Annotated in this window: 25 protein-coding genes and 1 riboswitch; of the genes, 10 read left to right on the top strand and 15 right to left on the bottom strand. The window is 64.0% G+C overall.

The genetic code is table 11. The annotated features are described in order from the left end of the window. Positions 1–4 precede the first annotated feature (4 nt). Complete coding sequence (locus WC739_RS07185; RefSeq protein ID WP_372952326.1) at positions 5–709, bottom strand: nitroreductase; 705 nt, start codon at positions 707–709, stop codon at positions 5–7. Positions 710–880: 171 nt separating this feature from the next. Between WC739_RS07185 and WC739_RS07180 the strand changes: the two genes are divergently transcribed. Genes WC739_RS07180 through WC739_RS07165 form a run of 4 tightly spaced genes read left to right on the top strand, consistent with a single transcriptional unit; the run spans position 881 to position 7,595 of the window. Then, on the top strand, positions 881–1,477 hold the full coding sequence (locus tag WC739_RS07180) for a helix-turn-helix domain-containing protein (protein WP_372952325.1): 597 nt from the start codon (positions 881–883) through the stop codon (positions 1,475–1,477). Between the two features lie 39 nt (positions 1,478–1,516). Continuing rightward, the gene (locus WC739_RS07175) at positions 1,517–3,970 is read left to right on the top strand and encodes an FAD-dependent oxidoreductase (protein ID WP_372952324.1); all 2,454 of its coding nucleotides are present in this window, start codon (positions 1,517–1,519) and stop codon (positions 3,968–3,970) included. Continuing rightward, positions 3,970–5,151, top strand: coding sequence for a pyridoxal phosphate-dependent aminotransferase (locus WC739_RS07170; RefSeq protein WP_372952323.1), 1,182 nt, complete (start codon positions 3,970–3,972; stop codon positions 5,149–5,151). Before WC739_RS07175 ends, WC739_RS07170 begins: the two co-directional genes overlap by 1 nt. Then, positions 5,148–7,595: an FAD-dependent oxidoreductase gene (locus WC739_RS07165; protein ID WP_372952322.1), complete on the top strand. Its 2,448-nt coding sequence runs from the start codon at positions 5,148–5,150 to the stop codon at positions 7,593–7,595. Before WC739_RS07170 ends, WC739_RS07165 begins: the two co-directional genes overlap by 4 nt. 56 nt (positions 7,596–7,651) lie before the next feature. Here WC739_RS07165 and WC739_RS07160 read toward each other — a convergent pair whose 3' ends face one another. The 6 genes from WC739_RS07160 to WC739_RS07135 all read right to left on the bottom strand — a co-directional run bounded on the left by WC739_RS07160 (position 7,652) and on the right by WC739_RS07135 (position 13,841). Then, the gene (locus WC739_RS07160; RefSeq protein WP_372952321.1) at positions 7,652–8,233 is read right to left on the bottom strand and encodes an NAD(P)H-dependent oxidoreductase; all 582 of its coding nucleotides are present in this window, start codon (positions 8,231–8,233) and stop codon (positions 7,652–7,654) included. A 205-nt stretch (positions 8,234–8,438) separates the two neighbouring features. Next, positions 8,439–9,842 (bottom strand): FAD-binding oxidoreductase, encoded by a 1,404-nt coding sequence (locus WC739_RS07155; RefSeq protein WP_372952341.1) that lies wholly within the window; start codon positions 9,840–9,842, stop codon positions 8,439–8,441. Further along, the gene (locus WC739_RS07150; protein ID WP_372952340.1) at positions 9,842–11,143 is read right to left on the bottom strand and encodes a cytosine deaminase; all 1,302 of its coding nucleotides are present in this window, start codon (positions 11,141–11,143) and stop codon (positions 9,842–9,844) included. Before WC739_RS07150 ends, WC739_RS07155 begins: the two co-directional genes overlap by 1 nt. A 12-nt stretch (positions 11,144–11,155) precedes the next feature. Then, positions 11,156–12,007, bottom strand: a complete 852-nt coding sequence (locus WC739_RS07145; protein WP_372952320.1) for an ABC transporter permease — start codon at positions 12,005–12,007, stop codon at positions 11,156–11,158. Beyond that, a complete protein-coding gene (locus WC739_RS07140) occupies positions 11,994–12,824 on the bottom strand; it encodes an ABC transporter ATP-binding protein (RefSeq protein ID WP_372952319.1) in 831 nt (276 codons plus the stop codon). The genes WC739_RS07145 and WC739_RS07140 overlap by 14 nt, the downstream gene beginning before the upstream one ends. A gap of 12 nt (positions 12,825–12,836) precedes the next feature. Further along, positions 12,837–13,841 carry an ABC transporter substrate-binding protein gene (locus WC739_RS07135; RefSeq protein ID WP_372952318.1) on the bottom strand — a complete coding sequence of 335 codons (1,005 nt, stop codon included), beginning with the start codon at positions 13,839–13,841 and terminating at the stop codon, positions 12,837–12,839. Between the two features lie 266 nt (positions 13,842–14,107). Between WC739_RS07135 and WC739_RS07130 the strand changes: the two genes are divergently transcribed. Together WC739_RS07130 and WC739_RS07125 are read left to right on the top strand one after the other, a co-directional pair. Then, positions 14,108–14,491, top strand: coding sequence for a RidA family protein (locus tag WC739_RS07130; RefSeq protein ID WP_372952317.1), 384 nt, complete (start codon positions 14,108–14,110; stop codon positions 14,489–14,491). A 54-nt stretch (positions 14,492–14,545) separates the two neighbouring features. Continuing rightward, positions 14,546–15,349 (top strand): creatininase family protein, encoded by an 804-nt coding sequence (locus tag WC739_RS07125; RefSeq protein WP_372952316.1) that lies wholly within the window; start codon positions 14,546–14,548, stop codon positions 15,347–15,349. Here the strand turns inward: WC739_RS07125 and WC739_RS07120 are convergent, their stop codons facing one another. Then, positions 15,350–15,859: a tyrosine phosphatase family protein gene (locus WC739_RS07120; protein ID WP_372952315.1), complete on the bottom strand. Its 510-nt coding sequence runs from the start codon at positions 15,857–15,859 to the stop codon at positions 15,350–15,352. Further along, on the bottom strand, positions 15,859–16,902 hold the full coding sequence (gene cobD / locus WC739_RS07115) for a threonine-phosphate decarboxylase CobD (protein WP_372952314.1): 1,044 nt from the start codon (positions 16,900–16,902) through the stop codon (positions 15,859–15,861). The genes WC739_RS07120 and cobD overlap by 1 nt, the downstream gene beginning before the upstream one ends. Between cobD and cbiB the strand changes: the two genes are divergently transcribed. Beyond that, positions 16,901–17,872: an adenosylcobinamide-phosphate synthase CbiB gene (gene cbiB, locus WC739_RS07110; protein WP_372952313.1), complete on the top strand. Its 972-nt coding sequence runs from the start codon at positions 16,901–16,903 to the stop codon at positions 17,870–17,872. The genes cobD and cbiB overlap by 2 nt on opposite strands. 321 nt (positions 17,873–18,193) lie before the next feature. On the opposite strand, the gene cobO is transcribed toward cbiB, so the two are convergent. The 4 genes from cobO to WC739_RS07090 are packed head-to-tail and all read right to left on the bottom strand — an operon-like array spanning position 18,194 to position 20,298. Then, the gene (gene cobO / locus WC739_RS07105) at positions 18,194–18,823 is read right to left on the bottom strand and encodes a cob(I)yrinic acid a,c-diamide adenosyltransferase (protein ID WP_372952312.1); all 630 of its coding nucleotides are present in this window, start codon (positions 18,821–18,823) and stop codon (positions 18,194–18,196) included. A gap of 1 nt (position 18,824) precedes the next feature. Then, a complete protein-coding gene (cobU, locus tag WC739_RS07100) occupies positions 18,825–19,340 on the bottom strand; it encodes a bifunctional adenosylcobinamide kinase/adenosylcobinamide-phosphate guanylyltransferase (RefSeq protein WP_372952311.1) in 516 nt (171 codons plus the stop codon). Further along, on the bottom strand, positions 19,333–20,103 hold the full coding sequence (locus tag WC739_RS07095) for a CbtA family protein (RefSeq protein ID WP_372952310.1): 771 nt from the start codon (positions 20,101–20,103) through the stop codon (positions 19,333–19,335). The genes cobU and WC739_RS07095 overlap by 8 nt, the downstream gene beginning before the upstream one ends. 15 nt (positions 20,104–20,118) lie before the next feature. After that, positions 20,119–20,298, bottom strand: coding sequence for a CbtB domain-containing protein (locus WC739_RS07090; RefSeq protein WP_091575531.1), 180 nt, complete (start codon positions 20,296–20,298; stop codon positions 20,119–20,121). 31 nt (positions 20,299–20,329) lie between these two features. After that, positions 20,330–20,528: riboswitch (cobalamin riboswitch) on the bottom strand. 139 nt (positions 20,529–20,667) lie between these two features. On the opposite strand from WC739_RS07090, the gene WC739_RS07085 reads away from it, so the two are divergent. From WC739_RS07085 to WC739_RS07075, 3 genes are all read left to right on the top strand, one after another. Next, entirely contained in the window at positions 20,668–21,843 is a 1,176-nt protein-coding gene (locus WC739_RS07085; RefSeq protein ID WP_372952309.1) for an aromatic ring-hydroxylating dioxygenase subunit alpha, read from the top strand. Positions 21,844–21,992: 149 nt separating this feature from the next. Further along, complete coding sequence (locus WC739_RS07080; protein WP_372952308.1) at positions 21,993–22,991, top strand: heparan-alpha-glucosaminide N-acetyltransferase; 999 nt, start codon at positions 21,993–21,995, stop codon at positions 22,989–22,991. Next, on the top strand, positions 22,988–23,464 hold the full coding sequence (locus WC739_RS07075; RefSeq protein WP_372952307.1) for an isoprenylcysteine carboxylmethyltransferase family protein: 477 nt from the start codon (positions 22,988–22,990) through the stop codon (positions 23,462–23,464). The genes WC739_RS07080 and WC739_RS07075 overlap by 4 nt, the downstream gene beginning before the upstream one ends. A gap of 6 nt (positions 23,465–23,470) precedes the next feature. Here the strand turns inward: WC739_RS07075 and WC739_RS07070 are convergent, their stop codons facing one another. Both WC739_RS07070 and mgtE read right to left on the bottom strand, forming a co-directional pair. Beyond that, positions 23,471–23,857 (bottom strand): MerR family DNA-binding transcriptional regulator, encoded by a 387-nt coding sequence (locus WC739_RS07070; RefSeq protein ID WP_224663249.1) that lies wholly within the window; start codon positions 23,855–23,857, stop codon positions 23,471–23,473. A gap of 149 nt (positions 23,858–24,006) precedes the next feature. Beyond that, a partial coding sequence (gene mgtE / locus WC739_RS07065; protein WP_372952306.1) for a magnesium transporter occupies positions 24,007–25,182 on the bottom strand: 1,176 nt, incomplete at its 5' end.

Raw genomic sequence — 25,182 nt, 5'->3', positions numbered from 1 at the left:
TCGGCTATTCGCTGAACGTCACCCACTCTTCCAGTGGCACGCGGTCGGTGCGGAAGGCGTTTTCCGGCTTTGAGATGTCTTCGTGGCCGAGCGCCATGCCGCACACCACGATTTCCTCGTCTGGAATGTTGAGCACCGGCCTGATCTGCCGGTGATAAGGCGCGAAGGCTGCCTGCGGGCAGGTGTGAAGGCCCCGTCCCCGCGCCGCCACCATGATGTTCTGCAGGAACATGCCATAGTCGATCCAGGAGCCCTGGTTGAGTCGACGGTCGATGGTAAAGATCATGCCGACGGGCGCATCGAAGAAAACGAAGTTGCGGTCGTGCTGGGCGCGCATCTTGTCGACCTCCCGGCGGCCGATGCCGAGCGCGCCATAGAGGCCAAATCCGTTGGCCCGGCGACGGGTCAGATAGGGCTCGAAGAACTGGGTCGGATAATACCGGTATTCGTCCCAATCGGCCTTCTCGGCGCGAATGCCCGAGTTGAGGATGGCATCGCTTATCCGCTGCTTGGTCTCGCCCTTGGTGACATAGACCTTCCACGGCTGCATGTTGGTGCCGGACGGAGCCCGCGCCGCAACCGTCAGGATCGCACGGATGGTGTCGTCATCGACCATATCGGGCAGGAATGCCCGTACCGAGCGGCGCGACACGATTGCCTCGTCGACAATCTCGGCATCGCCCGAAATTCGGGTGTTGTTGTCCAGCATGGGCCGTCCCTTGACGATCGTCTCGACCGGACGTCCCCAATCGCCGTTCGCGCCCGAGCCTTTGCATGAACCGCCAAAATCGTGCAAGCAAATCTTGTGCATCGGTGAAAATCCACTTGATTTTTTCACGAGCCTGATCTCTCATGAAAATTGACTGGATTTTTTCATGAAGTGAGTGCTTTGCCCTCGATCGTAGCCAAGACTTCGCAGGAACCGGACGAACGCCTCCTGGCCGGCGATATCAGGGCCTTGCGCAAGGCGCGTGGACTGACGCTGGCCGAGATCGGCTTGAAGCTCGGCCGTTCGGTCGGGTGGGTCAGCCAGGTCGAGCGAGGCCTGTCCATGCCGTCGCTCGGCGACATCAGGGCCTTCGCCGAGCTGTTCCGTGTGCCGGTCAGCCTGTTCTTCAGCCATGACGTACCCGTCGAAATCGAGCGCGGCGTGGTCGTGCGCGCCGGTAGCCGCCGCAGGCTTGGCACAAGCGAATCCGGCCTGGTGGAGGAGCTTCTGTCGCCCGATCTCGGCGGTAGTTTCGAGATGCTGCGTTCTGTCTTCGCGCCCGGCGCTGCCCTGAAGTCGGAGGCGCGCAGGCCGACAGAGGAAGCCGGCTACGTCGTCTCCGGCACCTTTGACATCGAGATTGCGGGCGTCTGGCATCGGCTCGGCGAAGGCGACTCGTTTCGCTTCGACGGCAAGCCGTTCCGCTGGCGCAATCCGGGCAATGAGCCGGCTGTTGTCATCTGGGTGGTGTCGCCGCCAGTCTATTGATCGATACGTCTTTTATTGAACGAAGGTCTGGAGAAGAACATGGCCGGTTTGCCGAGCACGGCACGCGTGGTGATCATCGGAGGAGGCGCTGTCGGCACCTCCGCTCTCTATCATCTTGCCAAGGCGGGCTGGACTGACTGCGTGCTTCTCGAAAAGAACGAGCTCACCTCCGGCTCGACCTGGCATGCCGCCGGCAATGTGCCGACCTTCTCCTCGTCCTGGTCGCTGATGAACATGCAGCGTTATTCGACCGAGCTCTACCGCGGGCTGGCCGACGCCGTCGGCTACCCCATGAACTATCACGTCACTGGTTCGCTGCGGCTCGCCCACTCGGTCGAGCGGATGCAGGAATTCCAGCGCGCCAAGGGCATGGGCCGCTACCAGGGCATGGACATCGACGTGGTCGGCGTCGATGAGATCAAGCGCCGCTATCCCTTTATCGAGACGCATGACCTGAAGGGCGCGCTTTACGACCCGAGCGACGGCGACATCGACCCGGCCCAGTTGACACAGGCGTTGGCCAAGGGCGCCCGCGACCTGGGCGCCAGGATCATCCGCTTCTGCCCGGTCACCGGCGCGCGCCGCGAGAATGACGAATGGGTGGTGGAAACGGCGCAGGGCCAGATCCGCTGCGAGATCGTCGTCAACGCCGCCGGCTATCGCGCCGCCGAAGTGGGCAGGATGTTCGGCCGCGACGTGCCGATGATGGTGATGAGCCACCAGTACATCCTGTTTGAGGAGATTCCCGAACTCGCGGCATGGTCGAAGGAGCAGGGCAAGAAATTGCCGCTGCTGCGCGACGTCGACACCTCCTACTATCTGCGCCAGGAAAAGAACGGCATGAACCTCGGCCCCTACGAGCGCAATTGCCGCGCGCACTGGGCGACGCACAATGATCCGATGCCCGAGGACTTTTCCTTCCAGCTGTTCCCCGACGATCTAGACCGGCTTGAACATTACCTGGCCGACGCGGTCGCCCGCGTGCCGATCCTCGGCACCGCCGGCCTGTCCAAGGTCATCAACGGGCCGATCCCCTATACGCCGGACGGAAACCCGCTGATCGGGCCGATGCCGGGTGTCCCCAACGCCTTCGAAGCCTGCGTCTTCACCTTCGGCATCGCTCAGGGCGGTGGTGCGGGCAAGGTGCTGGCCGAATGGGTAACGCAAGGCCAGACCGAATGGGACATGTGGTCCTGCGACCCGCGCCGTTTCACCTCATTCGCCTCGGCGCCGGACTATTGCGTCGCCAAGGGCAAGGAGATCTATGGCAACGAATATGCCATCCAGTTCCCGCGTCATGCCTGGCCGGAAGGTCGCGACAGGAAGCTATCGCCCATCCATGACCGCATCAAGGCGCTCGGCGGCCGCTTCGACGCCTATAATGGCTGGGAGCGCGCCACCTGGTACGCAAAGCCCGGCGACGACATTTCCGAGGAAGCCACGCTCACCTTCCGCCGCGAAGGGCCCTGGCAGCATCGCGTCCGCGAGGAATGCCTGGCCGTGCGAGACGCCGCCGGCATTTTGGACCTGCCGGGCTTCTCCCGCTTCAATCTCGAAGGTCCCGGTGCCGCCGAATGGCTTGGCCTTCAGGTCACCGGACTGGTGCCGAAGCCCGGCCGCATCGGCTTGATCTACTTTGCCAACGACAAGGGCCGCATCGTCACCGAGATGTCGGTCGTTCGTCACGACGAGAACCTGATGACGTTGATCACCGCCGCGGTGGCGCAATGGCACGATTTCGAATGGCTGAAATCGCGCATGCCGAAGGACGCGACCTTCAAGCTGATCGACCGTACGGAGGACTATTCGACCCAGATCCTCGCCGGGCCCAATTCGCGCAAGATCCTCGCCGAGGTCTGCGAAGCCGATCTTGCCCTGCCATGGCTGACGCATCAGGAAACCAGCATCGCCGGCCTCTGGGCACGGCTGGTGCGTGTGTCCTTCGCCGGCGAACTCGGCTGGGAAATCCACACCAGGGTCGACGACACTGCCGCCATCTTCGACGCCGTCTGGGCGGCCGGCCAAAAGCATGGGCTGAAACCGTTCGGCATGTACGCGCTGGACTCACTCAGGCTCGAAAAAGGCTACCGCACCTGGAAAGGCGACCTGTCGACCGACTATTCGATCCTGCAGGGCGGGCTAGAGCGCTTCGTCAAATGGGACAAGCCCGATTTCCGCGGCAAGGCGGCGCTGCTCAACGAAAAGCAGCAGGGCGTGAAGAAACGCTTTGTCACGCTGGTCGTCGAGAACCCCGGCGACTGCGATGCCCCTTCCGTCTCGACACTGTGGCACGACGGCAAGATCGTCGGCGAGACCACTTCGGGCGGCTGGGGTCACCGCATCGACAAGTCGATCGCGCTCGGCATGCTGCGCGCCGATCTGGCGCAACCGGGAACCACCATAGAAGTCGAAATCGTCGGCGAACGCTTCAAGGCGGTCGTGCAGAAGGACGAGCCTTTGTGGGATCCGAAGAACGAGAGGCTGAGAGCATAATGCCGAAACCATCATCGCGCATTTCCGGCATCGTGCCGTCAGGCAAGGATGGCTGGGAAGTCCATTTCGCCGCCTGGACGCGCAAGCAGGCCGGCGAGGACATCATCATGCTCTCGGTCGGCGACCACGACTTCGACACGCCGTCTGAAACGATCGAGGCCTGCGTAACCGCGGTTCGCGGCAGCAACCACCACTACACGCCGCTTCCCGGCCTGCCGCGCCTGCGCCGGGCAATGGCGGCAGCGTCGAGCGCCTGCACCGGCGTCGAGACGACGTCCGAGCAGGTGATTGCAACCCCCGGCGGCCAGGCCGCTCTTTACGCCTCGGTGCAGGCCGTCCTCGACCAGGGCGACCACGCCATCGTCGTCGCTCCCTACTATGCCACCTACCCCAACACGTTCAGCGCCGCCGGTGCCAACTTCACCGTCGTCGAGACGCCGGCCGAAGATGGTTTCCAGCCACGCGCCGACATGATCCGCGCAGCGCTCAGGCCAAACACCCGCGCCATCCTGATCAACACACCGAACAACCCGACCGGTGCCGTCTACACACGCGAGCGGCTGGAGGAGCTGGCGGAAATCTGTCGCGAGCATGACCTCTGGATGCTGTCGGACGAGGTCTACTGGACGCTGGGCGGCGGCGAGCATGTCTCGCCGCGTTCGCTGCCCGGCATGGCGGAACGCACGCTTGTCATCAATTCCATGTCGAAGAGCCATGGCATGACCGGCTGGCGCATGGGCTGGCTGACCGGCCCGGAGGAGATGATCACGCTGTTGACCAATCTCAATCTGGTGACGACCTACGGGCTGCCAGCCTTCATCTCCATCGCCTGCGCCGAGGCGCTCGAGAACCATTACGGCGTGAAGGACATCGCCGAGCGCTACGCGGCGCGCCGCACCGTCTTCCTCGATGCCATGCGCGGCATGAACGACGTCACCGTGCGCGGCTCGGAGGGCGGCATGTATGTCATGCTCGACATATCGGACATCGAACCGGACGACGAAAAATTCGCCTTCGCTTTCCTCGACGCGGAAAAAGTCGGCGTCATGCCCGGTTCCAGCTTCGGCGAGGCCGCCGCCGGGCACATTCGCATCAGCCTCTGCCAGCCGGAGCCCATCCTTCAAGAAGCCGCACTTCGCTTGCGCCGCTTCACATCCAGCTACCGCCGCGAGGCCGCATGACCAAGACCATACCCAACAAGGCCCGCGCTGTGATCATCGGCGGCGGTGTATCCGGCTGTTCGGTCGCCTATCACCTGGCAAAGCTCGGCTGGACGGATATCGTGCTGCTGGAGCGCAAGCAGCTGACCTCAGGCACGACATGGCACGCCGCCGGCCTGATCGGCCAGTTGCGCGGCTCGCAGAACATGACGCGGCTGGCGAAATATTCGGCCGACCTCTATGTCAAGCTGGAAGCCGAGACCGACGTCGGCACCGGCATGCGCCAGGTCGGCTCGATAACGGTGGCGCTCACCGAGGAGCGCAAGCACGAGATCTACCGGCAGGCGTCGCTCGCGCGCGCCTTCGATGTCGATGTGCGCGAGATTTCGCCCAACGAAGTCAAACAGATGTACCCGCATCTCAATGTCTCCGACGTGGTCGGCGCCGTCCACCTCCCCCTCGACGGCCAGTGCGATCCCGCCAACATCGCCATGGCGCTGGCCAAGGGCGCGCGCCAGCGCGGCGCGACCATCATCGAGAATGTGAAGGTCACCAAGGTCCACACCAAGGCCGGCCGCGTCACCGGTGTGTCCTGGGCGCAGGGCGAGGACCAGGGCATGATCGAAGCCGACATCGTCGTCAATTGCGCCGGCATGTGGGCGCGCGAACTGGGCGCGCAGAACGGCGTCACCATCCCGCTTCATGCCTGCGAGCATTTCTATCTCGTCACCGAGCCGATTCCCGGCCTCAGCCGCCTGCCGGTGCTGCGCGTGCCCGATGAGTGCGCCTACTACAAGGAAGACGCCGGCAAGATGATGCTTGGCGCCTTCGAACCGGTGGCGAAGCCCTGGGGCATGGACGGCATCCGCGAGGATTTCTGCTTCGACCAGTTGCCCGAGGACATGGACCATTTCGAGCCGATCCTCGAAATGGGCGTCAACCGCATGCCGATGCTGGCCACCGCCGGCATCCACACCTTCTTCAACGGCCCCGAAAGCTTCACCCCGGACGACCGCTATTATCTCGGCGAGGCGCCGGAACTGTCCGGCTACTGGATGGCGACCGGCTACAACTCGATCGGCATCGTCTCTTCCGGCGGCGCCGGCATGGCGCTGGCGCAATGGATCAACGATGGCGAGGCGCCCTTCGACCTGTGGGAAGTCGACATCCGCCGCGCCCAGCCGTTCCAGAAGAACCGCCGCTATCTCAAGGAGCGCGTCTCGGAGACGCTCGGACTGCTCTATGCCGACCATTTCCCCTACCGGCAGATGGCGACCTCCAGGAACATCAGGCGGTCGCCGCTGCATGAGCATCTGAAGGCACGCGGCGCCGTGTTCGGCGAAGTCGCCGGCTGGGAGCGCGCCAACTGGTTTGCACGCAATGGCCAGGAGCGTGAATACCGCTACTCCTGGAAACGGCAGAACTGGTTCGACAACCAGCGCGAGGAGCACCTGGCGGTCAGGAACAGCGTCGGCCTGTTCGACATGACCTCCTTCGGCAAGATCCGTGTCGAGGGCCGCGACGCCTGCGCGTTCCTGCAGAAGCTTTGTGCCAACGACATGGACGTCGCGCCGGGCAAGATCGTCTACACGCAGATGCTCAACCGGCGCGGCGGCATCGAGAGCGACCTGACGGTCTCGCGGCTGTCAGATACGGCCTACTTCCTCGTCGTGCCGGGCGCGACGCTGCAGCGCGACCTTGCCTGGCTGCGCAAGCACCTGACCGACGAATTCGTCGTCATCACCGATGTGACGGCGGCGGAAAGCGTGCTCTGCCTGATGGGCCCCGACGCACGGAGGCTGATCCAGAAGGTCAGCCCGAACGATTTCTCCAACGAAGCCAACCCGTTCGGGACGTTCCAGGAAATCGAGATCGGCATGGGCCTCGCTCGCGCCCACCGCGTCACCTATGTCGGCGAACTCGGCTGGGAGCTCTATGTCTCGACCGACCAGGCGGCGCATGTTTTCGAGGCGATCGACGAGGCGGGTGCTGATGTCGGCCTGAAGCTCTGCGGCCTGCATACGCTCGATTCCTGCCGCATCGAAAAGGCGTTCCGCCATTTCGGCCATGACATCACCGACGAGGACAATGTGCTGGAGGCCGGCCTTGGCTTCGCGGTGAAAACCGCCAAGGGCGACTTCATCGGCCGTGAGGCGGTGCTGAGGAAGAAGGAAGCCGGGTTGAGCCGCCGGCTGGTGCAATTCCGGCTGAACGATCCGCAACCCCTGCTCTTCCACAACGAAGCCATCCTGCGCGACGGCAAGATCGTGGGACCGATCACCTCGGGCAATTACGGCCATCATCTCGGCGGCGCCATAGGCTTGGGTTATGTGCCATGCCAGGGCGAGAGCGAAGCGGATGTTCTGGCCTCATCCTACGAGATCGAGATCGCCGGCGAGCGTTTCGCGGCGCAGGCATCGATCAAGCCGATGTACGATCCGAAGTCAGAACGGGTGAGGATGTAGCGTTCTACCTCTGGCGGGTGCCCGAAGAGTGGGCTCAAGGGGCCAGGCAGCGCCCGTCAGAATGCGTCCATGCTGGCCGCCACCTTGGACATGAACGCCTTGCGTGATGCATCCGTGGACAGGTTCATCCCATATTGCGCCAGATAGGTCACCGGCGCGCCCGGCCTTACGGTGGCGCGCAGCATGCGCTTGATCAGCCTTCGCGGCGGGTCGCCCATCAGCATGGCGCGGAACCTCCCCCCGCCATAGGTAGTGACCGCCACGACCTTGCGGATGTTATGCAGGGACGGCTGCGCCTTGCCGTTCACCAGCTTGAACGACACGCCGGGCAGGAAAACGCGATCGAAAAAGCCCTTCAGGATCGCCGGGAAGCCGTAGTTCCAGACCGGATAGGACAGCACCAGTGCATCCGCCCGCAGCAGTCGATCGACATAAGGCGCCACGGCATCGCCCGGGCCGCGCTCGCTGTGGTAATCGAGCCGCTCGCCGCGCGTGAGCCGAGGATCGAAGTCCTCGGCATAGAGGTCGCAATCATCGACCGTGTGGCCGGCCGCCGTCAGCCGCTCGACGATCAAGCTGTGCAGGCCGGCATTGAAGCTTGTCTCGACCGGATGCGCATAGAGGACGAGGATGTTCACGGCGGATCCTTGCCGAGGTCAGCGCGAGGCACCCCCCTCTGCCCTGCCGGGCATCTCCCCCGCAAGGGGGGAGATCGGCGGCCTGTCCGCCGGCGCTCATTTTGGAGCCTTGAAAATTGACGAAAGCAATGGAGCGCGTGATCTCCCCCCTTGAGGGGGAGATGGCCGGCAGGCCAGAGGGGGGTGCAGCGCCACACGCTCGTCATCAGCCTGCCTTTTGCAGGCCTTTGAACAGGAAAGTTCGCCCCGACCGATAGTCGTAATCAGGATTTTCCCAGGCGATCATCTTGCCGGGATTGAGCAGGCCCTGCGGATCGGTCTCGCGCTTGAAGGCGAGTTGCACCGCATCCGTCTGCTTCATGCCGCCCTCCTCCAGCGTGTACCGATGCGGGTTGAAGATCGGGCAGCCATTCTCCTCATGCAGGCGGATGATTTCGTCCAGCCGCGCCTCGCTGGTGAACTTCACCAGCGGCAGGCCGAAACAGGTGATGTTGCCGTCCAGCCGCACGAATTCGAGATGCGAGAACACCTCGCGTGGAAACATCGCGTCCATCTTCTCGACGAGTGCCAGCTGGTTGGGAAAGGGATAGAGCGACTGCAGGTAGGTGATCGAGGGATCGACGCGCAGCGCCCGCAGCGTCGTGTGGTTCCAGGCAAGCTCATAAGCCGGCGGCAGGCCCTTCTTGTCTTCCGCCGCCACGGTGGCGGCATTGAAGATCACCTCGCCGCCGGCGCGGCGGGTGAAGGCCAGGAAGGCATCCAGTCCATGCTGCGCCACCATGACGACGCAGATGCTTTGCCCTTCCTTCAGGAACTTCTGGTGCCGCTTGAAATAAAGCTGCGGCACGGGTGCCGCTATCGGTGTGATTAGCTTGGTCAGGATGCCGTCCTGGCAGGCGAGCGCGTTGCCATAGCGCGCCGCCGCCATGAAGGCATCGAAGCCAACGATGACGTCGACCCACTCATAGGCCGCCGTCAGCGGCATCTCGACTTCCGTGATGATCCCGTTGGTGCCATAGGCGTGCGTCACCTTGTGCAGATCCTCGCCGGTGAGTTCGAGCGCTTTCGGCTCGGCCTCCATGGTCACCACGCGCAGGCGAAGCACATTGCCGAAATCGCGCAGGCCGCCGAAATTGATCGAGCCGACGCCACCAGAGCCGCCGGCGATGAAGCCGCCGATCGACGCCGTGTTGTAGGTGGACGGGAACAGCCGCAGCTCCTGGCCCGAATGCGCCCGTGTCGCCTTGTCGATGTCGGCAATGACCGCGCCCGGACCGGTCACCACGCGACCCGGCGTGATCGACTTGATCTCGTTCATCTCGGCCAGGTTGAGCACCACGCCGCCCGACAGCGGCATCGCCTGGCCGTAATTGCCGGTGCCGCTGCCACGCGGCGTGACAGGCACGCCATGACGGTGGCATGCGGCTAGCACGCGGACCAGTTCGGCCTCGTTCTTCGGCGTCACGATCAGGTCGCCGGTGACATGGTCGAGCTGCTCCTTCAACACTGGGCTATACCAGTAGAAATCACGGCTCTTCTGCTGGACGATGGCCGGATTGTCATCGACCTTCAGCCCGTCGAGATCACGCTTGAGCGCCGACAAGTCCATCATTCCACCATCAGTTCGTCGAGTTCTGCATAGTCCGGCAATTCCTGGTCGATCGCGCGTCCGGCGCGCACGACAATGCGATCCGATTCCGGGCGCGACAGCAATTCGGTCCAGCTTCGGCCTTTGAAAACAATGAAGTCGGCGTCGCCGCCGGCGGCCAGCGTACCGAAACCGTCGAGCCGCATCACCTTGGCCGGTGTCGCGGCGACCGCTTTCGGCCAGTCAGCCACCGGATGATCGAAATGCAGGATGCGCGTCGCCATGCGGTAGACCTCCAGCATGTCGAGATCGCCATAGGCATAAAAGGGATCGCGCGTGTTGTCGGAGGCGACGGCCACCGGAATGCCCCTCGCCTTCATCTCATGCAGAAGCGTCACGCCGCGCCAGCGCGGCGTCGTGTGGTCCGTACGCCGATCCTGCAGATAGAGATTGCACATCGGCAACGACACGACCGCGAGCGCGGCCTTGGCCACCTTGTCCAGCGTATCGAGCACATCCAGGTCCGGCTGGCGCGCCAGCGAGCAGCAATGGCCGACCAGGATGTTGCCCTCGAAGCCGTTCCACAGTGCCGCCTCGGCGATCTTCTTCAGCGAGATCGCGGCGACGTCGTCGGTCTCGTCGGCATGGAAATCGAGGTCGAGGCCATGCTCGATCGCCTGGGCGAAGACGTGGTCGAGCAGCTCTTCCAGATCCGGCACCATGTAGGTGACGACGCCAAGTACGCCCTTTGCCGCTGCGACCCGCCTTGCCAGAGCGTCGAACCACTTTTTGTCTCGCACGCCTTCGATGCCGAGCAGGCACGCGCCCTGCAATTCGATGCGGCCACGCCAAGCCTCGCGCATCGTCTCGAACACCGGCCAGGAGATTTCCTCCTGCGGCGGGACGCTGTCGAGATGCGTGCGCAAAGCCCTGGTGCCATGCGCGTAGGCCGAACGCAGTGAAAACTCCATGCGTCGCGCCACATCCTCGGCGCTCCAGCGCGCGGCGCGGTCGGCGCCGGTGGCATTCAATGCCCCCATGAAAGTGCCGTCGGGATTGGGCGCGCGCGGCCAGATATGGCCCTTGTCGATATGCGTATGACAATCGACGAAGCATGGCAGCACGATGCGCCCGCCGAGGTCGATGGCATCGGCGGGCACAGCTGCCCGGCCATGCGCGGCAATTTCTGCGATCTTGCCGTCGGTGACAGTGACATTGGCGAGCGCAAAGCCATCGTTGTCGAAGTCGGCGGCGAGGCCGAGCGTAACAGACTGATGAACTCGTGCCTTGGCAAGCCGGTAGGAACCAGAGGCTGGAATCAAGGCCTGCATCTCCTACCGCTCCTGCTTCAGCGCGCTCTCGTGCCAGCGCCGCAAGATGAGATGCGAAATCAGCGACAGCACGAGGAAGATCAGGATGCCGGTCAGCGAGATCAGGAACAGCGCCGCGAACAGCCGCGGTGCGTTGAGCCGGTATCCCGCCTCGATGATGCGCGAAGCAAGTCCCGACGACTGGCCGGTGGTCCCGGCGACGAACTCGGCCACCACGGCGCCGATCAGCGACAGGCCGCCGGCGATCTTCAACCCGCCAAGGAAATACGGCATCGCCGCCGGCAGCCGCAGATACCGCAGCTGCTGCCAGCGCGTCGCGCCGTTGAGCTTGAACAGGTCGCGCAGATTGCGGTCGACCGAGTTGAGGCCGAGCGTGGTGTTGGAGAGGATCGGAAAAAAGGCGACGATCCAGGCGCAGAGCAGAAGCTTGGCCGTCTGGTTGTTCACATAGATGTTGATCAGCGGGAAGATCGCCACGATCGGCGTCACCTGCAGCACGATCGCGAAGGGGAAGAACGACATCTCGACCCATTTCGATTGCGCGAACAGCACCGACAGGCCGACCCCGCCGATCACGGCCAGGGCCAGGCTGAGGAAGGTGATGCGCAAGGTGACAAGCAGCGATGAAAACAGCAGTCCGGCATCGTTGTAGAGCGTCCACAGGACCACGCCAGGGCGCGGCAGGATGTATTGCGGAATCTGGTTCCAGACGCAGATGCGGTCCCACAGCCAGATCGCCAGGATCATGATCGCGAGCGGCAACACCCAACGGCCGATCCGCTCGAACCGCTCCTGGCGCACGCGGCGCGCTTCCTCGGGATCGAGTTTGAGGACCCGCTCGTCAATGGCCGTCATGATACCTGCCCGCGGTTGAATTGATGGCGTTGACGAGCACGTCGGAGGCCTGCCGGCACAGTGCCGCATAGTCGGGCGAGGTGCGAAACGCCTCGTCGCGCGGATAGGATGCGTCGATCGCCAGCTCGTCGAAAACCCTGCCCGGCCGCGCCGCCATGACGACGACGCGGTTGGAGAGGAACACGCTTTCGAAGACGCTGTGGGTGACGAAGACGACCGTGAAGCGCTCATCCTGCCACAGCTCCAGCAGGTCGTTGTTGAGCTTGAAGCGCGTGATCTCGTCCAGTGCGGCGAACGGCTCGTCCATCAGCAACACGCGCGGCTTGGTCACCATGGCGCGAGCGATCGAGACACGCATCTTCATGCCGCCTGACAATTCGCGCGGCACCGCGTCCTCGAAGCCGGTCAGGTGCACGCGCGCCAGCATCTCCCTCACCGCCGGCGCAGCCTTGGCCCGCGAAATGCCCTTCAGCCTGAGCGGCAGCCAGACATTGTCGAACACGCTCGCCCAGGGCAGCAATGTCGGCTCCTGGAAGACGAAGCCGATGTTGGCGCGATCGAGCGAGCCGCCGCCGCGCCAGTCGAGCAGGCCCGAGGTCGGCGTCGACAGGCCGGCGATGAGGCGCAGGGCGGTCGACTTGCCGCAGCCCGACGGCCCGAGCAGGCTGACGAATTCGCCTTCACGAATCGCCAGGTTGACGTCGCTCAGCGCCGTCACGCCGTTGGAGAAGACCTTGCCGACGCCGCGCAGCGCCAGCAAGGTCGAGGGTCCGGCGGCCGCATCGGTCCGCGACAGCGTCAGCTTCTCAGTCGCCACGCCGGGGCCGGCCTATTTCTTCAGCTCGATCCCGACACCCTTGTTGACGAAGGTCAGCGTGTAGGCCTTCTTGATGTCGATGCTGGCAGGAGCGACCTTGGCCTTGACCATCTTGTCGTAAAAGCTCTGGATGCGCGCGTCGCTCATGGCGCCGATGCCGAGCTTTTCGGTGTCGCCGGAATCGGCCAGGCCGAACTTCTTCATCTGCTCGATCGAGAAGGCGATCTGGTCGTCCGTCATGTCAGGATTGTCTTTCTTGATCATGTCGTTGGCGGCCTTGTTGTCGCCGTAGAGATATTTGTACCAGCCCTTGGCCGAGCCATCGACGAAGCACTGGACCACCTCCGGCTTCTTGTCGATCGTGTCCTGCATCACTTCGATCGTCGTCGAGTAGGTGTCCCAGCCATAGTCGGCAAGCAAAAACTGGTTCGGCACGAAGCCGCCTTCCTTCTGCACCGCGAACGGCTCGGAGGTCACATATCCCTGCTGGATCGACTTCTTGTTGGCGAGGAACGGCGCGGTGTTGTACGTGTAGGGCGCGCGCTTGGCGGCGTCGAAGCCAAGCTCGATCACCATCCACTGGAAGAAGGTCTGCACGCCTTCGTCGCCAAGGATGTACTGGTCTGCGTTCTTCAGGTCCTCCCATTTGTCGAGGCCCTCGCCCGGATGCGACATGATCACCTGCGGATCCTTCTGGAAGTCGGCGGCGACCACGCGCATCGGAATGCCTTGCTGGACCGCGTCGAAGGCCGACAGCAGGTTGCCGCCCATGTAGAAGTCGATCTTCCCGGCCAGCAGCATCGGCCGGCCGCTGACCTGCGGTCCGCCCTGCATGATGGTGACGTCGAGGCCGCAGGCGGCGTAGGTTCCGTCCGCGACGGCCTGGTAGTATCCGCCATGTTCGGGCTCGGCCAGCCAGTTGGTGCCGAAGGTGACTTTCTCATTTGCCGCAGCGCCGAGCGTGCTGGCCGCCAGCAGGGCCATCGCCGCCACCGAAATCTTCTGTCTTCCGTACATCCACACCACCCTTTGTTTGCTCCGGCGCGCCACGCACCAAGCTCGACACCAAAGATTCAAGAAGCAAGACACATGCCACCGGCGTCTCGCGCCGGGACCCGCCCGCCTGCACCACAGCCATCTGCGAAAGCCGGAAAGGTCGTGCTGCACCGGAGGCATCGTGCCTATTTTTTGAACGCCTGTCCACAATCGCACCGGCAACATGCACCGACATCTTGAAGCTGTAATGCATCCCGCCTTAGGCTGGCGGCATCCAGGAGATTGCCATGTTCAGATTCCTAACCCCGAAGTCGATCAAGCCGCCCTTTGCCCGCTACAGCCATGGCGTCGAGTTGCCCCCTGGCAAGCGGCTGGTGCTGTGCTCCGGCCAGGTCGCGATTACGGCGGATGACCAGATCCCCGAGGACGCCGGCGACCAGGCCGAGCTCTGCTTCCGCAACATCGAGGCGATCCTCGCAGAGGCCGGGCTGGGACTCCAGGACATCGTTCGTATCAACGCCTATGTCACCGACCGAGCGCATCTGCGCCCTTACATGGACGTCCGCGACCGGCTGTTTTCGAGCCCGGCGCCTGCCTCGACGCTGATGATCGTCAGCGGATTTGCCCGACCTGAATTCAAGGTCGAGGTCGAGGCAATCGCCGCCGGGTGATCGACAGCAGGCCCCTCCCGCGCTAGGTCTCACCGATCATCGAAGAGGCATGACATGACCGCTGCAAGAAGACGCGTCTGGTGGGGTGATTACCGGACAACAGAATATGCCTCGATCGATCCGGAGGCGGCGATCGCCGTTCTGCCGGTGGCCGCGATCGAGCAGCATGGGCCGCATCTGCCCGTGTCGACCGATACTTCGATCATGAACGGCATGCTCGACACGGTGATCGCCCGCCTGCCCGACGATCTCGACATCCGAATCCTGCCGGTCCAGGCGGTCGGCAAGTCGATCGAGCATCTGCACGCGCCCGGCACCCTGACCCTGCCGGCAACGACGCTGGTCGAGGCCTGGACCGAACTCGGCCTGTCGATCGCGCGCGCCGGCGTGCGCAAGCTCATCGTCGTCAACTCGCACGGCGGCAATGAAGAGATCATGGGCATCATCACGCGCGAATTGCGGGTCCGCGAAAAGATGCTGGCGGTGAAGACCAGCTGGCAGCGTTTTGGCCGTCCGGCCGGCATGTACGCCGAGCTCGAGGACCGCCATGGCATTCATGGCGGCGATGTCGAGACATCGCTGATGCTGCATTTCCGGCCGGATCTGGTCGACATGGGCAAGGCCGACAATTTCGTCTCCAACGTCGCGAAGGCCGAGAAGGAATTTGCTCTGCTTCGCCACACCGGCACCCACGCCTTCGCCTGGATCGCCAGCGACCTCAATCCGAATGGCGTGGTCGGCGACGCCAGCATCGCAACGGCTGAAAAGGGCCGGCTGACCGCTGAATATCAGGCCGACGGTTTCATCAGCCTGATCAGGGATGTGCGCAAGGCAAAGCTGCCCGAGTGGCTGAGGTAGCTACACATCGATCTTGAGCGCAAACGGCGTGCCTTCAAAGGCATCCGCACCGCGCCCGATCGACTGGATCGCCTCGATCATGCGGCCATTGCGGTCTAGCAGTGTGTCGGCCACCGCGATCAGCCTCGGGTTGGGGGTTGCCGAGGGTGACAGCGAACGCAACGTCCGCGCCAGTTCGGCTTCGTCGCGTTTTGGCGCCAAGGCCGCCGCGATGATATAGGCCGACGCGGTGGATCGGCTGATGCCGGCATAGCAATGCACCACCATCGGCTTTGCCCGGTCCCAGCGGCGCGCGAAATCGAGCAGGTTGAGGACGTGGTCCTCGCCCGGCATGGTCATGCCGTCCTGCGCCGCTGCGATGTCGTGCATCACCAGGTGCAGATGGTTCTCTCTCTGGATCGATGCCGGACGAATCACCTCCGTGCCGGCCGCGAGCAGCGACAGCATTCGGTCGGCACCGGTCCTGGCCACCGTTTCCTCGATCTTCGCCAGCGAGCAGACATGGATCATTATTCGCAATCCTTCGATCGAGTCTCGCGCCGCGATGCCCATTCGGCAAGAGCGGAGTCGAGCCGCCGCCATTCCTCTTCGCTTCCCGGCAAGCCGGCGCGCAGCACATGCGGCCGGTCGTCGAAGTGCCGCAGCAGGATGCCGCGCTCGCCGAGGGCCAAAAACAGGCCGGCGGCATCGGAAAGCCGCAAATAACGAAACAGCGTGGTGCCGCCCGCGACGGGAACGCCGAAGCGGCCGAACAGGCTGTCGAGCCGCGCCGATGAGTCGGCCAGCGATGCCCGCATCGCGTCCTGCCAGCCGATATCGGCAAGCGCCCGGATGCCATAATCCAGCGCCGGACCGGCAACGGCCCATGGTCCGAATTGCGCTTCGAGCAGTTCGGCGGTTGCAGGATCGGAAAGCGCGAAGCCAAGGCGCAAGCCGGCCAGGCCGAAGAATTTGCCGAACGAGCGCAGCACCACGATGCCGCCCTGCCCGACATCGCCGGCGAGGCTGTGGTGACGCGGGCCGACATCCATGAAAGCCTCGTCGACGACGAGCAACCCGCCCCTGGCGCGCAGCGTCGCAGCCAGGGCCAGCAACCGCTCGCGTTCGACGACGCGCCCGTCCGGATTGTTGGGGTTGACGATGATGGCGAGATCGGCGCCGGCCAGAGCCTCGAAATCGCTGACCTCGGCCACCTCGTGCCCGGCGATCGCCGCGGCGCGGGCATGTTCGGCGTAGGTCGGCCCCAGCACCAGCGCCTTGCCCGGCGCGACCAGCGATGCGACGCGCGGCAGCAGGATCTGCGTGCCCGGCGCCGCTGCCACATTGGCCGGCGATGGGGCGCCGTAGGTATTGGCCGCGATCGCTGTCAGCTCACGCGCGCGTCCGGCCTCCGGCAGCCGCGACAGGGTGGTGGCGGGCAGGTCGAAAAGCGGATAGGAGTGCGGGTTGATACCGGTCGAGAGGTCGACGAAAGGCAGCACGGCGTTGGGGAAAAGCACCCTCGCCCGGCCAAGACTTCCACCATGGTCCACCGCTCCATCAAGAAGCTTCATGTCAGTCCTGATCGCTTTCCTGTCATTGGCCGTCGAATTCTTCCTGGGTTATCCGGATTGGCTGTTTCGCGCCATCGGCCATCCGGTGACGTGGATCGGCAGGCTGATATCCTTTCTCGACCTGAAGCTCAATCGCGCCACTGATCCCGACGCCCTGCGTCGCCAACGGGGTGTCCAGGCCTTGCTGGTCATCGTGCTGGTGCCGGGCGTGATTGGCCTCTGCCTGCAGATTCTCCTGCTCTGGTTCATTCCCTTGGGGCTGGTCATCGCCGCCCTCCTGGCGACGTCGCTGCTGTCGCAGAAAAGTCTCCACGACCATGTCGAGGCTGTCGCCGACGCGCTCGACAGCGGAGGCCTCGCCATGGGGCGTGTCGCGGTCTCGCGCATCGTCGGCCGCGATCCCGAAACGCTCGACCGGGCCGGCGTCTGCCGCGCGGCGATCGAGAGCCTGGCCGAGAACTTTTCCGACGGCATCGTCGCTCCCGCCGTCTGGACCGGTATCGGTGGCCTCGCCGGCGGCGCTGCCTACAAGGCGGCCAACACCGCCGATTCGATGATCGGTCACCGCACCCCACGCCACGAAGCGTTTGGCTGGGCAGCGGCGCGTTTCGACGACTGGATCAACCTGCCGGCCTCGCGGCTGAGCGCGCTGCTGATCGTGCTGGCGGCTTTCCTGGTCCGGCGAGCCGACCCAGGCACTGCCTGGCACGCTGTGTGGCGTGACGCCAAAAAGCATCGTTCGCCCAACGCCGGCTGGCCGGAAGCAGCGATGGCCGGCGCGCTCGGCTTGGCGCTCGCCGGACCGCGCAGCTATGGCGGCGTGCTGGTCGACGATGTGTTCATGGGCGAAGGCGGCCGCCGCGAGGCCGACAGCGCCGACATCAGGCGGGCCCTGAAGCTCTATCGCGTCGCCGACTGCCTGCTGATTGGGTTGTTGGGGTTGATTTCGGTGGTCGTCATTTTGGCATGATCACAACCCCGTGGGTCCTCGCCTGAAGGGAAGAAGGGAGCCGGCTGCCACAGGTCGCGCCCTTCCTCGCCCCCGTCGATCGGGGGAGAGGTGGCTCGGCGAAGCCGAGACGGAGTGGGGGCCGACCAGCCCGACAGTCGCGTTTTCGCGCCGCCGCGTCGCGCCTGCCTGTCTGCGGCCGCGCGTTCGATAGCCGCCTTCCCCCAATCCGTCGCTGCTTCGCAGCGCCACCTTTCCCCCCTCCGGAGGGAAAGGAATGGAGCCCTGCCGGGAGCGTTGGCGACTGGGCCTAAGGCTTACCCGCAACAGGAGACGTCAGATCTAGAACTCTATCCCTTGCTGCGCTTTCACACCCGCCGAGAAATGGTGTTTCGTCACCCCCATCTCGGTGACCAGGTCGGCCGCCTCGACCAGCGCCGGCTTGGCGTTGCGACCGGTAACGACGACATGCAGGCCTTCGCGACGGGCTTTCAACGCGCCAACCACCATGTCGAGGTCGAGATAGTCGTAGCGCAGCGCGATGTTCAGCTCATCCAGCACCAGCAGGCTGATTGACGGATCGGCCATCAATTCGAGGACCTTGGCCCAGGCGGCCTGCGCCGCGGCGATGTCGCGCTTCAGATCCTGCGTCTCCCAGGTGAACCCTTCGCCCATCGTGTGCCAGACGACTCGCTCGCCAAACGCTGCGAAAGCGTCCTTCTCGCCGGTATGCCATTTGCCCTTGATGAACTGGACGACACCGACGCGCTTGCCGTAGCCAAGCATGCGCAGCGCCAGCCCGAAGGCGGCTGTCGTCTTGCCCTTGCCGGGCCCGGTGTTGACGATCAGAAGGCCCTTCTCGACCGTCTTGCTCGCCACCTCGGCGTCCTGCACCGCCTTGCGCTTCGCCATCTTGGAACGGTGGCGCTCCTCGTCCCGATCGCCGATGGTCTTGTCTTCGATGTCGGTCATGTCACTTCACCTTGAGCGGCAGCCCCGCCACCATCAGCAGCACTGTATCGGCAATGGCCGCCACCTGCTGGTTGAGCCGCCCGGCGGCATCTCGAAAACGGCGCGCCAGCGCATTGTCCGGCACGATGCCCTGGCCGACTTCGTTGGCGACCACGAACCACGGCCCACGCGGCCGCGAGAGGACGTCCGCCAACCGCCTGCATTCGAGTTCGACGTCGTGTTCGGCCAGCATGTGATTGGTCAGCCACAGCGTCAGGCAGTCGACCAGTACAGGCCGGTTGTCCGGTAGGGCCACCAGCGCGCCGGCCAGATCGAGCGGCGCGTCGACGGTCGTCCAGCCTTCGCCTCGCCGCGACCGGTGCAGCGCGATGCGCTCGCGCATTTCGTCGTCATAGGCTTCTGCGGTGGCAATATAGATCCACGGCGCAGCGCCTGCCGTCACCAGCCTTTCGGCGTGCGCGCTCTTGCCGGAGCGCGCACCGCCGATGATGAAGGTCAGTTCTTTGCGATCAGGCAAAGCTGTTGCGCAGGCTGGTTGCCGTTCCCGTGAAGCGTCCGCGCACCACGCCAACGGCAGCACCAAGCACCAGCCAGAACACCAGATTGGTCACCGTAACCGCCACCACGAACTGATGGTGCAGGCCTTCTGGGATTGCTGTCACGAAGCTGTCCGGCTGCGGCGCACCGACAATGTGTGGCGCCACGATCAAAGCCACGGCAAGGATCGCCAACGGCAGCGACTTGCGGAAGGCGAGAAGGCCAAGGCCAGACGCTGTCGCCGCCACCGTTGCCCACCACCAGATCTGGCGCTGCATGAGGTCGGCTGCCGGCATTGCCGGCAGTTCGGGCGGTAGGCCTAAGCCCGGCGCCAGCGTGAACGCGGCAAAGCCGGCCAGGCCCCAGAACAAACCCTGGCGCCAGCTACCGATACCGCCAGCGAACTCGGAAACCGCAACCAGGATCAGCGCGAAGCCGATGCCGGTGACAATATTGGCGACGACACTGAAAGCGAAGCGCTCGAAGCCATCGGCCGGTGCCCAGCCTTCGTCTTCCATCGGGGCGGCCGCTTCGGCAGGCGCCGGTGCGGCGGTGCTCATGGCATCGGTGGTGCTGGCGGCCGGTGCCGCTGCATGATCGTGCTGGTGGCCGCCAGCCTTTTCAAAAACTTCGGCCTGGTAGATCAGAGGGTCGGTGGCAAAGGCCTGCATGCTGGCGAGAACGACGCCGGCCACGAGCCCTGCGATCGCCGCGATGAACACGACGTTGCGAAACAGGTTCATGATGTCAGACCCTTGTCAGTGGCAGGGAAACGCCATCGAATGGCGATAGTCGTGGGCGGCATTGTGGACCGCATCGATATGCGAGAAGCCGACAAAGCCCATCACGAAAATGCCGAGAAACGCAGCGAGAGCGAGCTGCATGAAGCGCGACTGCGAGGAGACGGAGGCGCCGAGGGAAACGGAAGCGGTATTCATCTATGTCCTTTCGCCCTCCACCCGAGGGCCTGTCAGTTTTGCCGTCGCCGGCAGGTCTCCTGGCTCGCGGATCAGCGCCCTTCCCCACCTTCCCGAAGACCAGTCTTCAGTGGCATATGGAGAGGACTACCGCATACAGTTGCGGGGGCAGCCACGGCATTGGGCGACAAGTCATCCCGTACCGCATTCCCTCTTGGCTCCAAAACGGAACCGACGACAGGGTGACTATAGGGAAAATCACCGCGCGCGGCAAACCAAATTCCGCCGGCAATCAACGCGAATGCGCCATGCCGATCGATCGATCGTCCGCGCCACAATTGACAATTTCCTTGGCCGGGTGTCGGCTGGCTTCTTTACGGAAGGCCTGCCATGCAGCCCAATGCCAGCGAGCGCGATTCCTATAATGGCCTGACGCGGGTCGAATCGACGCTGCCCTCATCGGCCTACTGGGACGCAGCCGCCTATCAACGGGATCTCGACGCCATCTGGTACCGGAGCTGGCTGCTCGTTTGCCGCGAGGCCGACCTCGCGCAGCCGCTGTCTTTCCGCACGTTCCGCATCGGCACGCAGGAAATCGTCGTGCTGCGCGACGAGACCGGCGAGCTGCGCGCCTTCCACAACACCTGCCGGCATCGTGGCTCGCAGCTATGCCAGGAAAGCGAGGGCCGGCTGAAGGCGCGGCTCATCACTTGCCCTTACCACGCCTGGTCCTACTCGCTGCGCGGCGACCTCGTGCGGGTGCCGTCAAAATCGCTGCCCGAAGGCTTCGACAAGGCCGATCACCCGCTTTATCGCATTGCCCTCTCGGTGTGGCGCGGCTTCGTTTTCGTCAATCTCGCCGAAGACGCGGCCGGCGCGGCGCAATCGTCCTTCGATCCCGCCTCCGGCGATCTTGGCAACTGGCCGCTGGAAACACTGGTCTCGGGCCATGTGCTGCGCAAGGTGATGAACTGCAACTGGAAGATTTTCTGGGAGAACTTCAACGAGTGCCTGCATTGTCCGGGCGTCCACAAGGACCTGTCGCGGCTGGTGCCGATCTATGGCCGCGGCCTGATGAGCCGGCACGACGATCCCGACTGGACCCGTCACGCCGACAATGATGCCCCGGAATTTTCCGGCGGCCTGCGCAAGGGCGCCGAGACATGGTCACGCGACGGGCAGACGCACGGCCCGGTCTTTGCCGGCCTGACACCGGCCGAGCGCGCTGCGGGCCAAACCTATGCCATCAGCCTGCCCTCGATGTTCATCGTCGGTCATGTCGACTATGTCAGAACCGTGCGGATGGTACCGCTCGGTCCCGAGCAGACCGAACTTGTCGCCGAGTGGCTGTTCGCGCCCGAAGCGCTGGCCTCAACCGACGTCGACAACATCGTCGCCTTCGGCCGCCAGGTGCTGGAGGAGGATGCGGCGATCTGCGAGGTCAACCAGAAGGGCCTGCGATCGATGCGCCACGCGGCCGGCGTGCTGATGCCCGAGGAATACGAATTGCACCGTTTCCATGAGTGGGTGCGTGAACGTCAAGCCGCACTCTCGCCAACGCCCTGAGGGGGCACACAAAGCCGAGCCTCCCTGGCGCCTCACCCAACTCGGGAAGGCCAGCACCGGCGTCCCGTCGGCTCCGGCAGCGCCACGCCTTCTTTTGTCGGGTGCAACCGTGATAGTCGTCTTGCGGAAATGAATCAGATCGCGAGACCATGAGCATCAATACGCCGACCGCACCCGCCGGGGATCAACCAAGGCGCATCGTCGCCATCGACATCGTGCGCGGCGTCGCGCTCATCGCCATGGCGAGCTACCATTTTACCTGGGACCTGGAATTCTTCGGCTATGCCGACCCCGGCCTCACCGCCTTCGGCTGGTGGAAGATTTACGCACGCTGTATCGCCTCCACCTTCCTGTTCCTCGTCGGCGTCAGCCTGTATCTCGCCCATGGCCGGCAAATCCGCTGGAACGGCTTCTGGAAGCGGTTCGCCATGGTCGCCGGCGCGGCGATCGCCATCTCGGTGGTGACCCGCATCGCCACGCCGGACGGCTTCATCTTCTTCGGCATCCTGCATGAGATCGCGCTTGCCAGCCTGCTTGGCCTGGCCTTCCTGCGGCTGCCGGCGCTGCTGACGCTTGCCGTCGCTGCGCTTGTCATCGCAGCCCCCGTCTATCTGCGGTTCGAGGCTTTGGACCATCCGTGGCTCTGGTGGATCGGCCTGTCGGCGGTCAATCCCCGATCGAATGATTTCGTGCCCCTGTTTCCATGGTTCGGCGCGGTGCTTGTTGGCATCGGGGTTACGAAACTCGCCTCGGATTCCGGCTTGCGGGCGCGCCTGGCGACCGTCGTGCCTGGCCGATGGGCCAATCCGCTGCTCTTCATCGGCCGCCACAGCCTGGCCTTCTACCTGATCCACCAGCCGCTGCTGATCGGCTGCGTCTGGCTGTTTTCGCAGGTGATGCCGGCCAAGGTCGAAACACCTCAGGTCAATTTCCTGAAAACCTGCCAGCGCTCGTGCGAGCAGTCGCGCGACACCGAGTTCTGTTCCAGCTACTGTGTCTGCATGCTCGATACGCTCGAGAGCGAAGCCTCGCTGGATCGCCTGTATAACAACGACCAGACCGCGGAATGGAAGGCGCATGTGTCCGATCTCGCCGGCATGTGCACAGGTAGGACCGAAGACAAGATGACGGAGCAAGGGGTCAAATGACCGAGAACCAGCCGAAGCCGGGGCTCATACCATGGCCGCCGCTGATCTATATCGCCGCCATCGTCATCAGCATCGCGCTCGGTCTGCTCTATCCCCTGCCATGGATCGGCGATCTCCTGGGCGACGTCCTCTTCGCCGCTGGCTGGGTGGCGCTGTTCGGTGTCCTGGCGCTCTGGTTCACCGCCATCCGCACAATGATCCGGGCCAGGACAACGCTCAACCCCAACGGCGTGCCGGATCATCTCGTCACCGCGGGTCCCTTCGGCATCACCCGCAATCCGATGTACCTGGCCAACACGCTGCTTCTGATCGGCGTTGCCTTCGTCTCGGGCATCGCATGGTTCCTGCCGCTGGCGCTCATCGCGGCCTTCGTGACGCAGAAATTGGCGATCGAGGGCGAGGAAAAGGTGCTGGCGGCGAAGTTCGGCAAGAAATACCGGGATTACGCCAAACGCGTGCGGCGCTGGATCTGAGCAGCCTCAGGTATTGACGCCAAGCTCGACCAGCCGCTCGACGCAGGACTCTTCGGCCTGGTCGAGTTCGGCCAGCGTCTCCTCGAGGTCACGGCGCTTCTGCCTGAGATCCTCGCGCTTTTCCTCGATGCGCTTGATCATCAGTTTGAGTTGCCCCACCTCGCCGGGCGGCTCCCTGTACATCTGGATGATTTCGCGGATTTCGTTGATCGAGAAACCGAGCCTCTTTCCGCGCATGATCTGCCGAATGAGGTGGCGGTCGGACGGACGAAACAGCCTCGTGCGGCCGCGCCGCACCGGTTGCACGAGCCCCTCATCCTCGTAGAAGCGCAGCGTCCGCGTCGATACGTCGAATTCGCGGGTCAGCTCGGTGATCGAATAATACTCCCGCATCGTCACTCCCACATGCCGGAATCTGGTGCGACCGCCTTACAGCCGCGCATTCGATCCCGAACCAACCCCCAGCCGCGCCGGAATCGACACGAACCCCGCGCAAGCCTCGCACGGCATTTACGTAAAAGTCAATTAAGCCGCCGCGCGCCTCAGGGTATACCGAACCACCATGTGGCGATGCCGAGGAAGGCGAAGAAGCCAACGACGTCGGTGACCGTGGTGACGAAGACCGCCGACGCGACGGCCGGGTCGATCTTAAAACGGTCGAGCAGCAGCGGGATCAGGATGCCGGCCAGTGCCGCGGCGAACATGTTGATGATCATCGCCGCCGCGATGATCCCGCCCAGATTGTTGTCGTGGAACCAGGTCGCGGCGACGATGCCGATCAGGACGGCGAAGACGATGCCGTTGATGAAGCCGACGCCCATCTCGCGGCGAATGATGCGGCCGGCATTGTAGATGTCGAGATCCTTTGTCGCCAGCGCGCGAACGGTCACCGTCATGGTCTGCGAGCCGGCATTGCCTCCCATCCCGGCCACGATCGGCATCAGCACCGCAAGCGCCACGATATGCTCTATCGTGCGGTCGAACAGGCTGATCACCGACGCCGCCAGGAATGCCGTCCCGAGGTTGACCAGCAGCCAGGGAACGCGCGAGCGCGACGTCGAGACGATGCTGTCGGAAAGCTCTTCGTCGCCGACGCCGCCCATGCGAAGCAGATCCTCCTCGGCTTCCTGCTGGATGACGTCGACGACATCGTCGATGGTCAGCACGCCGACCAGCCGCTCGTTTTCGTCGACCACGGCGGCTGACAAAAGGTCGTACTGCTCGAATTCCCGGGCTGCCTCCTCCTGGTCCATGGTGGCCGGGATGGCGTGGCGCGTCTCATGCATGACCTCCCCGACCTTGACCGCACGCTTGGTGCGCAGGATCTGGTCGAGGTCGATGGCGCCGAGCAGCTTGAAGGTGGGATCGATGACGAAGATCTGGCTGAAGCGCTCCGGCAGGTTCTTGTCCTCGCGCATGTAGTCGATCGTCTGGCCGATGGTCCAGAACGGCGGCACAGCGACGAATTCGGTCTGCATGCGCCGGCCGGCGGTCTCTTCCGGATAGTCGAGCGAGCGGCGCAGCCTGATCCGTTCGGTGAACGGCAACTGCGACAGGATCTCGTCCTGGTCTTCCTTTTCAAGGTCTTCGAGAATGTAGACCGCGTCGTCGGAATCGAGTTCCTGCACCGCCTGCGCGATCCGCGCATTGGGCAGGTTGTCGACGATCTCCATGCGGATCTTTTCGTCGACCTCGGTCAGCGCGGAGAAGTCGAAATC

Source organism: Mesorhizobium sp., assembly GCF_041661565.1.
GTDB lineage: Bacteria > Pseudomonadota > Alphaproteobacteria > Rhizobiales > Rhizobiaceae > Mesorhizobium.
This window is presented reverse-complemented; position numbering and strand designations above follow the sequence as displayed.

Excerpts from the sequence above, each read along its gene's own strand:
- WC739_RS07185 (WP_372952326.1), bottom strand. The coding sequence starts at position 709 with ATGCTGGACAACAACACCCGAATTTCGGGCGATGCCGAGATTGTCGAC.
- WC739_RS07175 (WP_372952324.1), top strand. The coding sequence starts at position 1,517 with ATGGCCGGTTTGCCGAGCACGGCACGCGTGGTGATCATCGGAGGAGGC.
- WC739_RS07170 (WP_372952323.1), top strand. The coding sequence starts at position 3,970 with ATGCCGAAACCATCATCGCGCATTTCCGGCATCGTGCCGTCAGGCAAG.
- WC739_RS07165 (WP_372952322.1), top strand. The coding sequence starts at position 5,148 with ATGACCAAGACCATACCCAACAAGGCCCGCGCTGTGATCATCGGCGGC.
- WC739_RS07155 (WP_372952341.1), bottom strand. The coding sequence starts at position 9,842 with ATGGACTTGTCGGCGCTCAAGCGTGATCTCGACGGGCTGAAGGTCGAT.
- WC739_RS07145 (WP_372952320.1), bottom strand. The coding sequence starts at position 12,007 with ATGACGGCCATTGACGAGCGGGTCCTCAAACTCGATCCCGAGGAAGCG.
- WC739_RS07135 (WP_372952318.1), bottom strand. The coding sequence starts at position 13,841 with ATGTACGGAAGACAGAAGATTTCGGTGGCGGCGATGGCCCTGCTGGCG.
- WC739_RS07130 (WP_372952317.1), top strand. The coding sequence starts at position 14,108 with ATGTTCAGATTCCTAACCCCGAAGTCGATCAAGCCGCCCTTTGCCCGC.
- WC739_RS07125 (WP_372952316.1), top strand. The coding sequence starts at position 14,546 with ATGACCGCTGCAAGAAGACGCGTCTGGTGGGGTGATTACCGGACAACA.
- WC739_RS07120 (WP_372952315.1), bottom strand. The coding sequence starts at position 15,859 with ATGATCCATGTCTGCTCGCTGGCGAAGATCGAGGAAACGGTGGCCAGG.
- cbiB (WP_372952313.1), top strand. The coding sequence starts at position 16,901 with ATGTCAGTCCTGATCGCTTTCCTGTCATTGGCCGTCGAATTCTTCCTG.
- cobD (WP_372952314.1), bottom strand. The coding sequence starts at position 16,902 with ATGAAGCTTCTTGATGGAGCGGTGGACCATGGTGGAAGTCTTGGCCGG.
- cobO (WP_372952312.1), bottom strand. The coding sequence starts at position 18,823 with ATGACCGACATCGAAGACAAGACCATCGGCGATCGGGACGAGGAGCGC.
- WC739_RS07095 (WP_372952310.1), bottom strand. The coding sequence starts at position 20,103 with ATGAACCTGTTTCGCAACGTCGTGTTCATCGCGGCGATCGCAGGGCTC.
- WC739_RS07090 (WP_091575531.1), bottom strand. The coding sequence starts at position 20,298 with ATGAATACCGCTTCCGTTTCCCTCGGCGCCTCCGTCTCCTCGCAGTCG.
- WC739_RS07085 (WP_372952309.1), top strand. The coding sequence starts at position 20,668 with ATGCAGCCCAATGCCAGCGAGCGCGATTCCTATAATGGCCTGACGCGG.
- WC739_RS07080 (WP_372952308.1), top strand. The coding sequence starts at position 21,993 with ATGAGCATCAATACGCCGACCGCACCCGCCGGGGATCAACCAAGGCGC.
- WC739_RS07075 (WP_372952307.1), top strand. The coding sequence starts at position 22,988 with ATGACCGAGAACCAGCCGAAGCCGGGGCTCATACCATGGCCGCCGCTG.
- WC739_RS07070 (WP_224663249.1), bottom strand. The coding sequence starts at position 23,857 with ATGCGGGAGTATTATTCGATCACCGAGCTGACCCGCGAATTCGACGTA.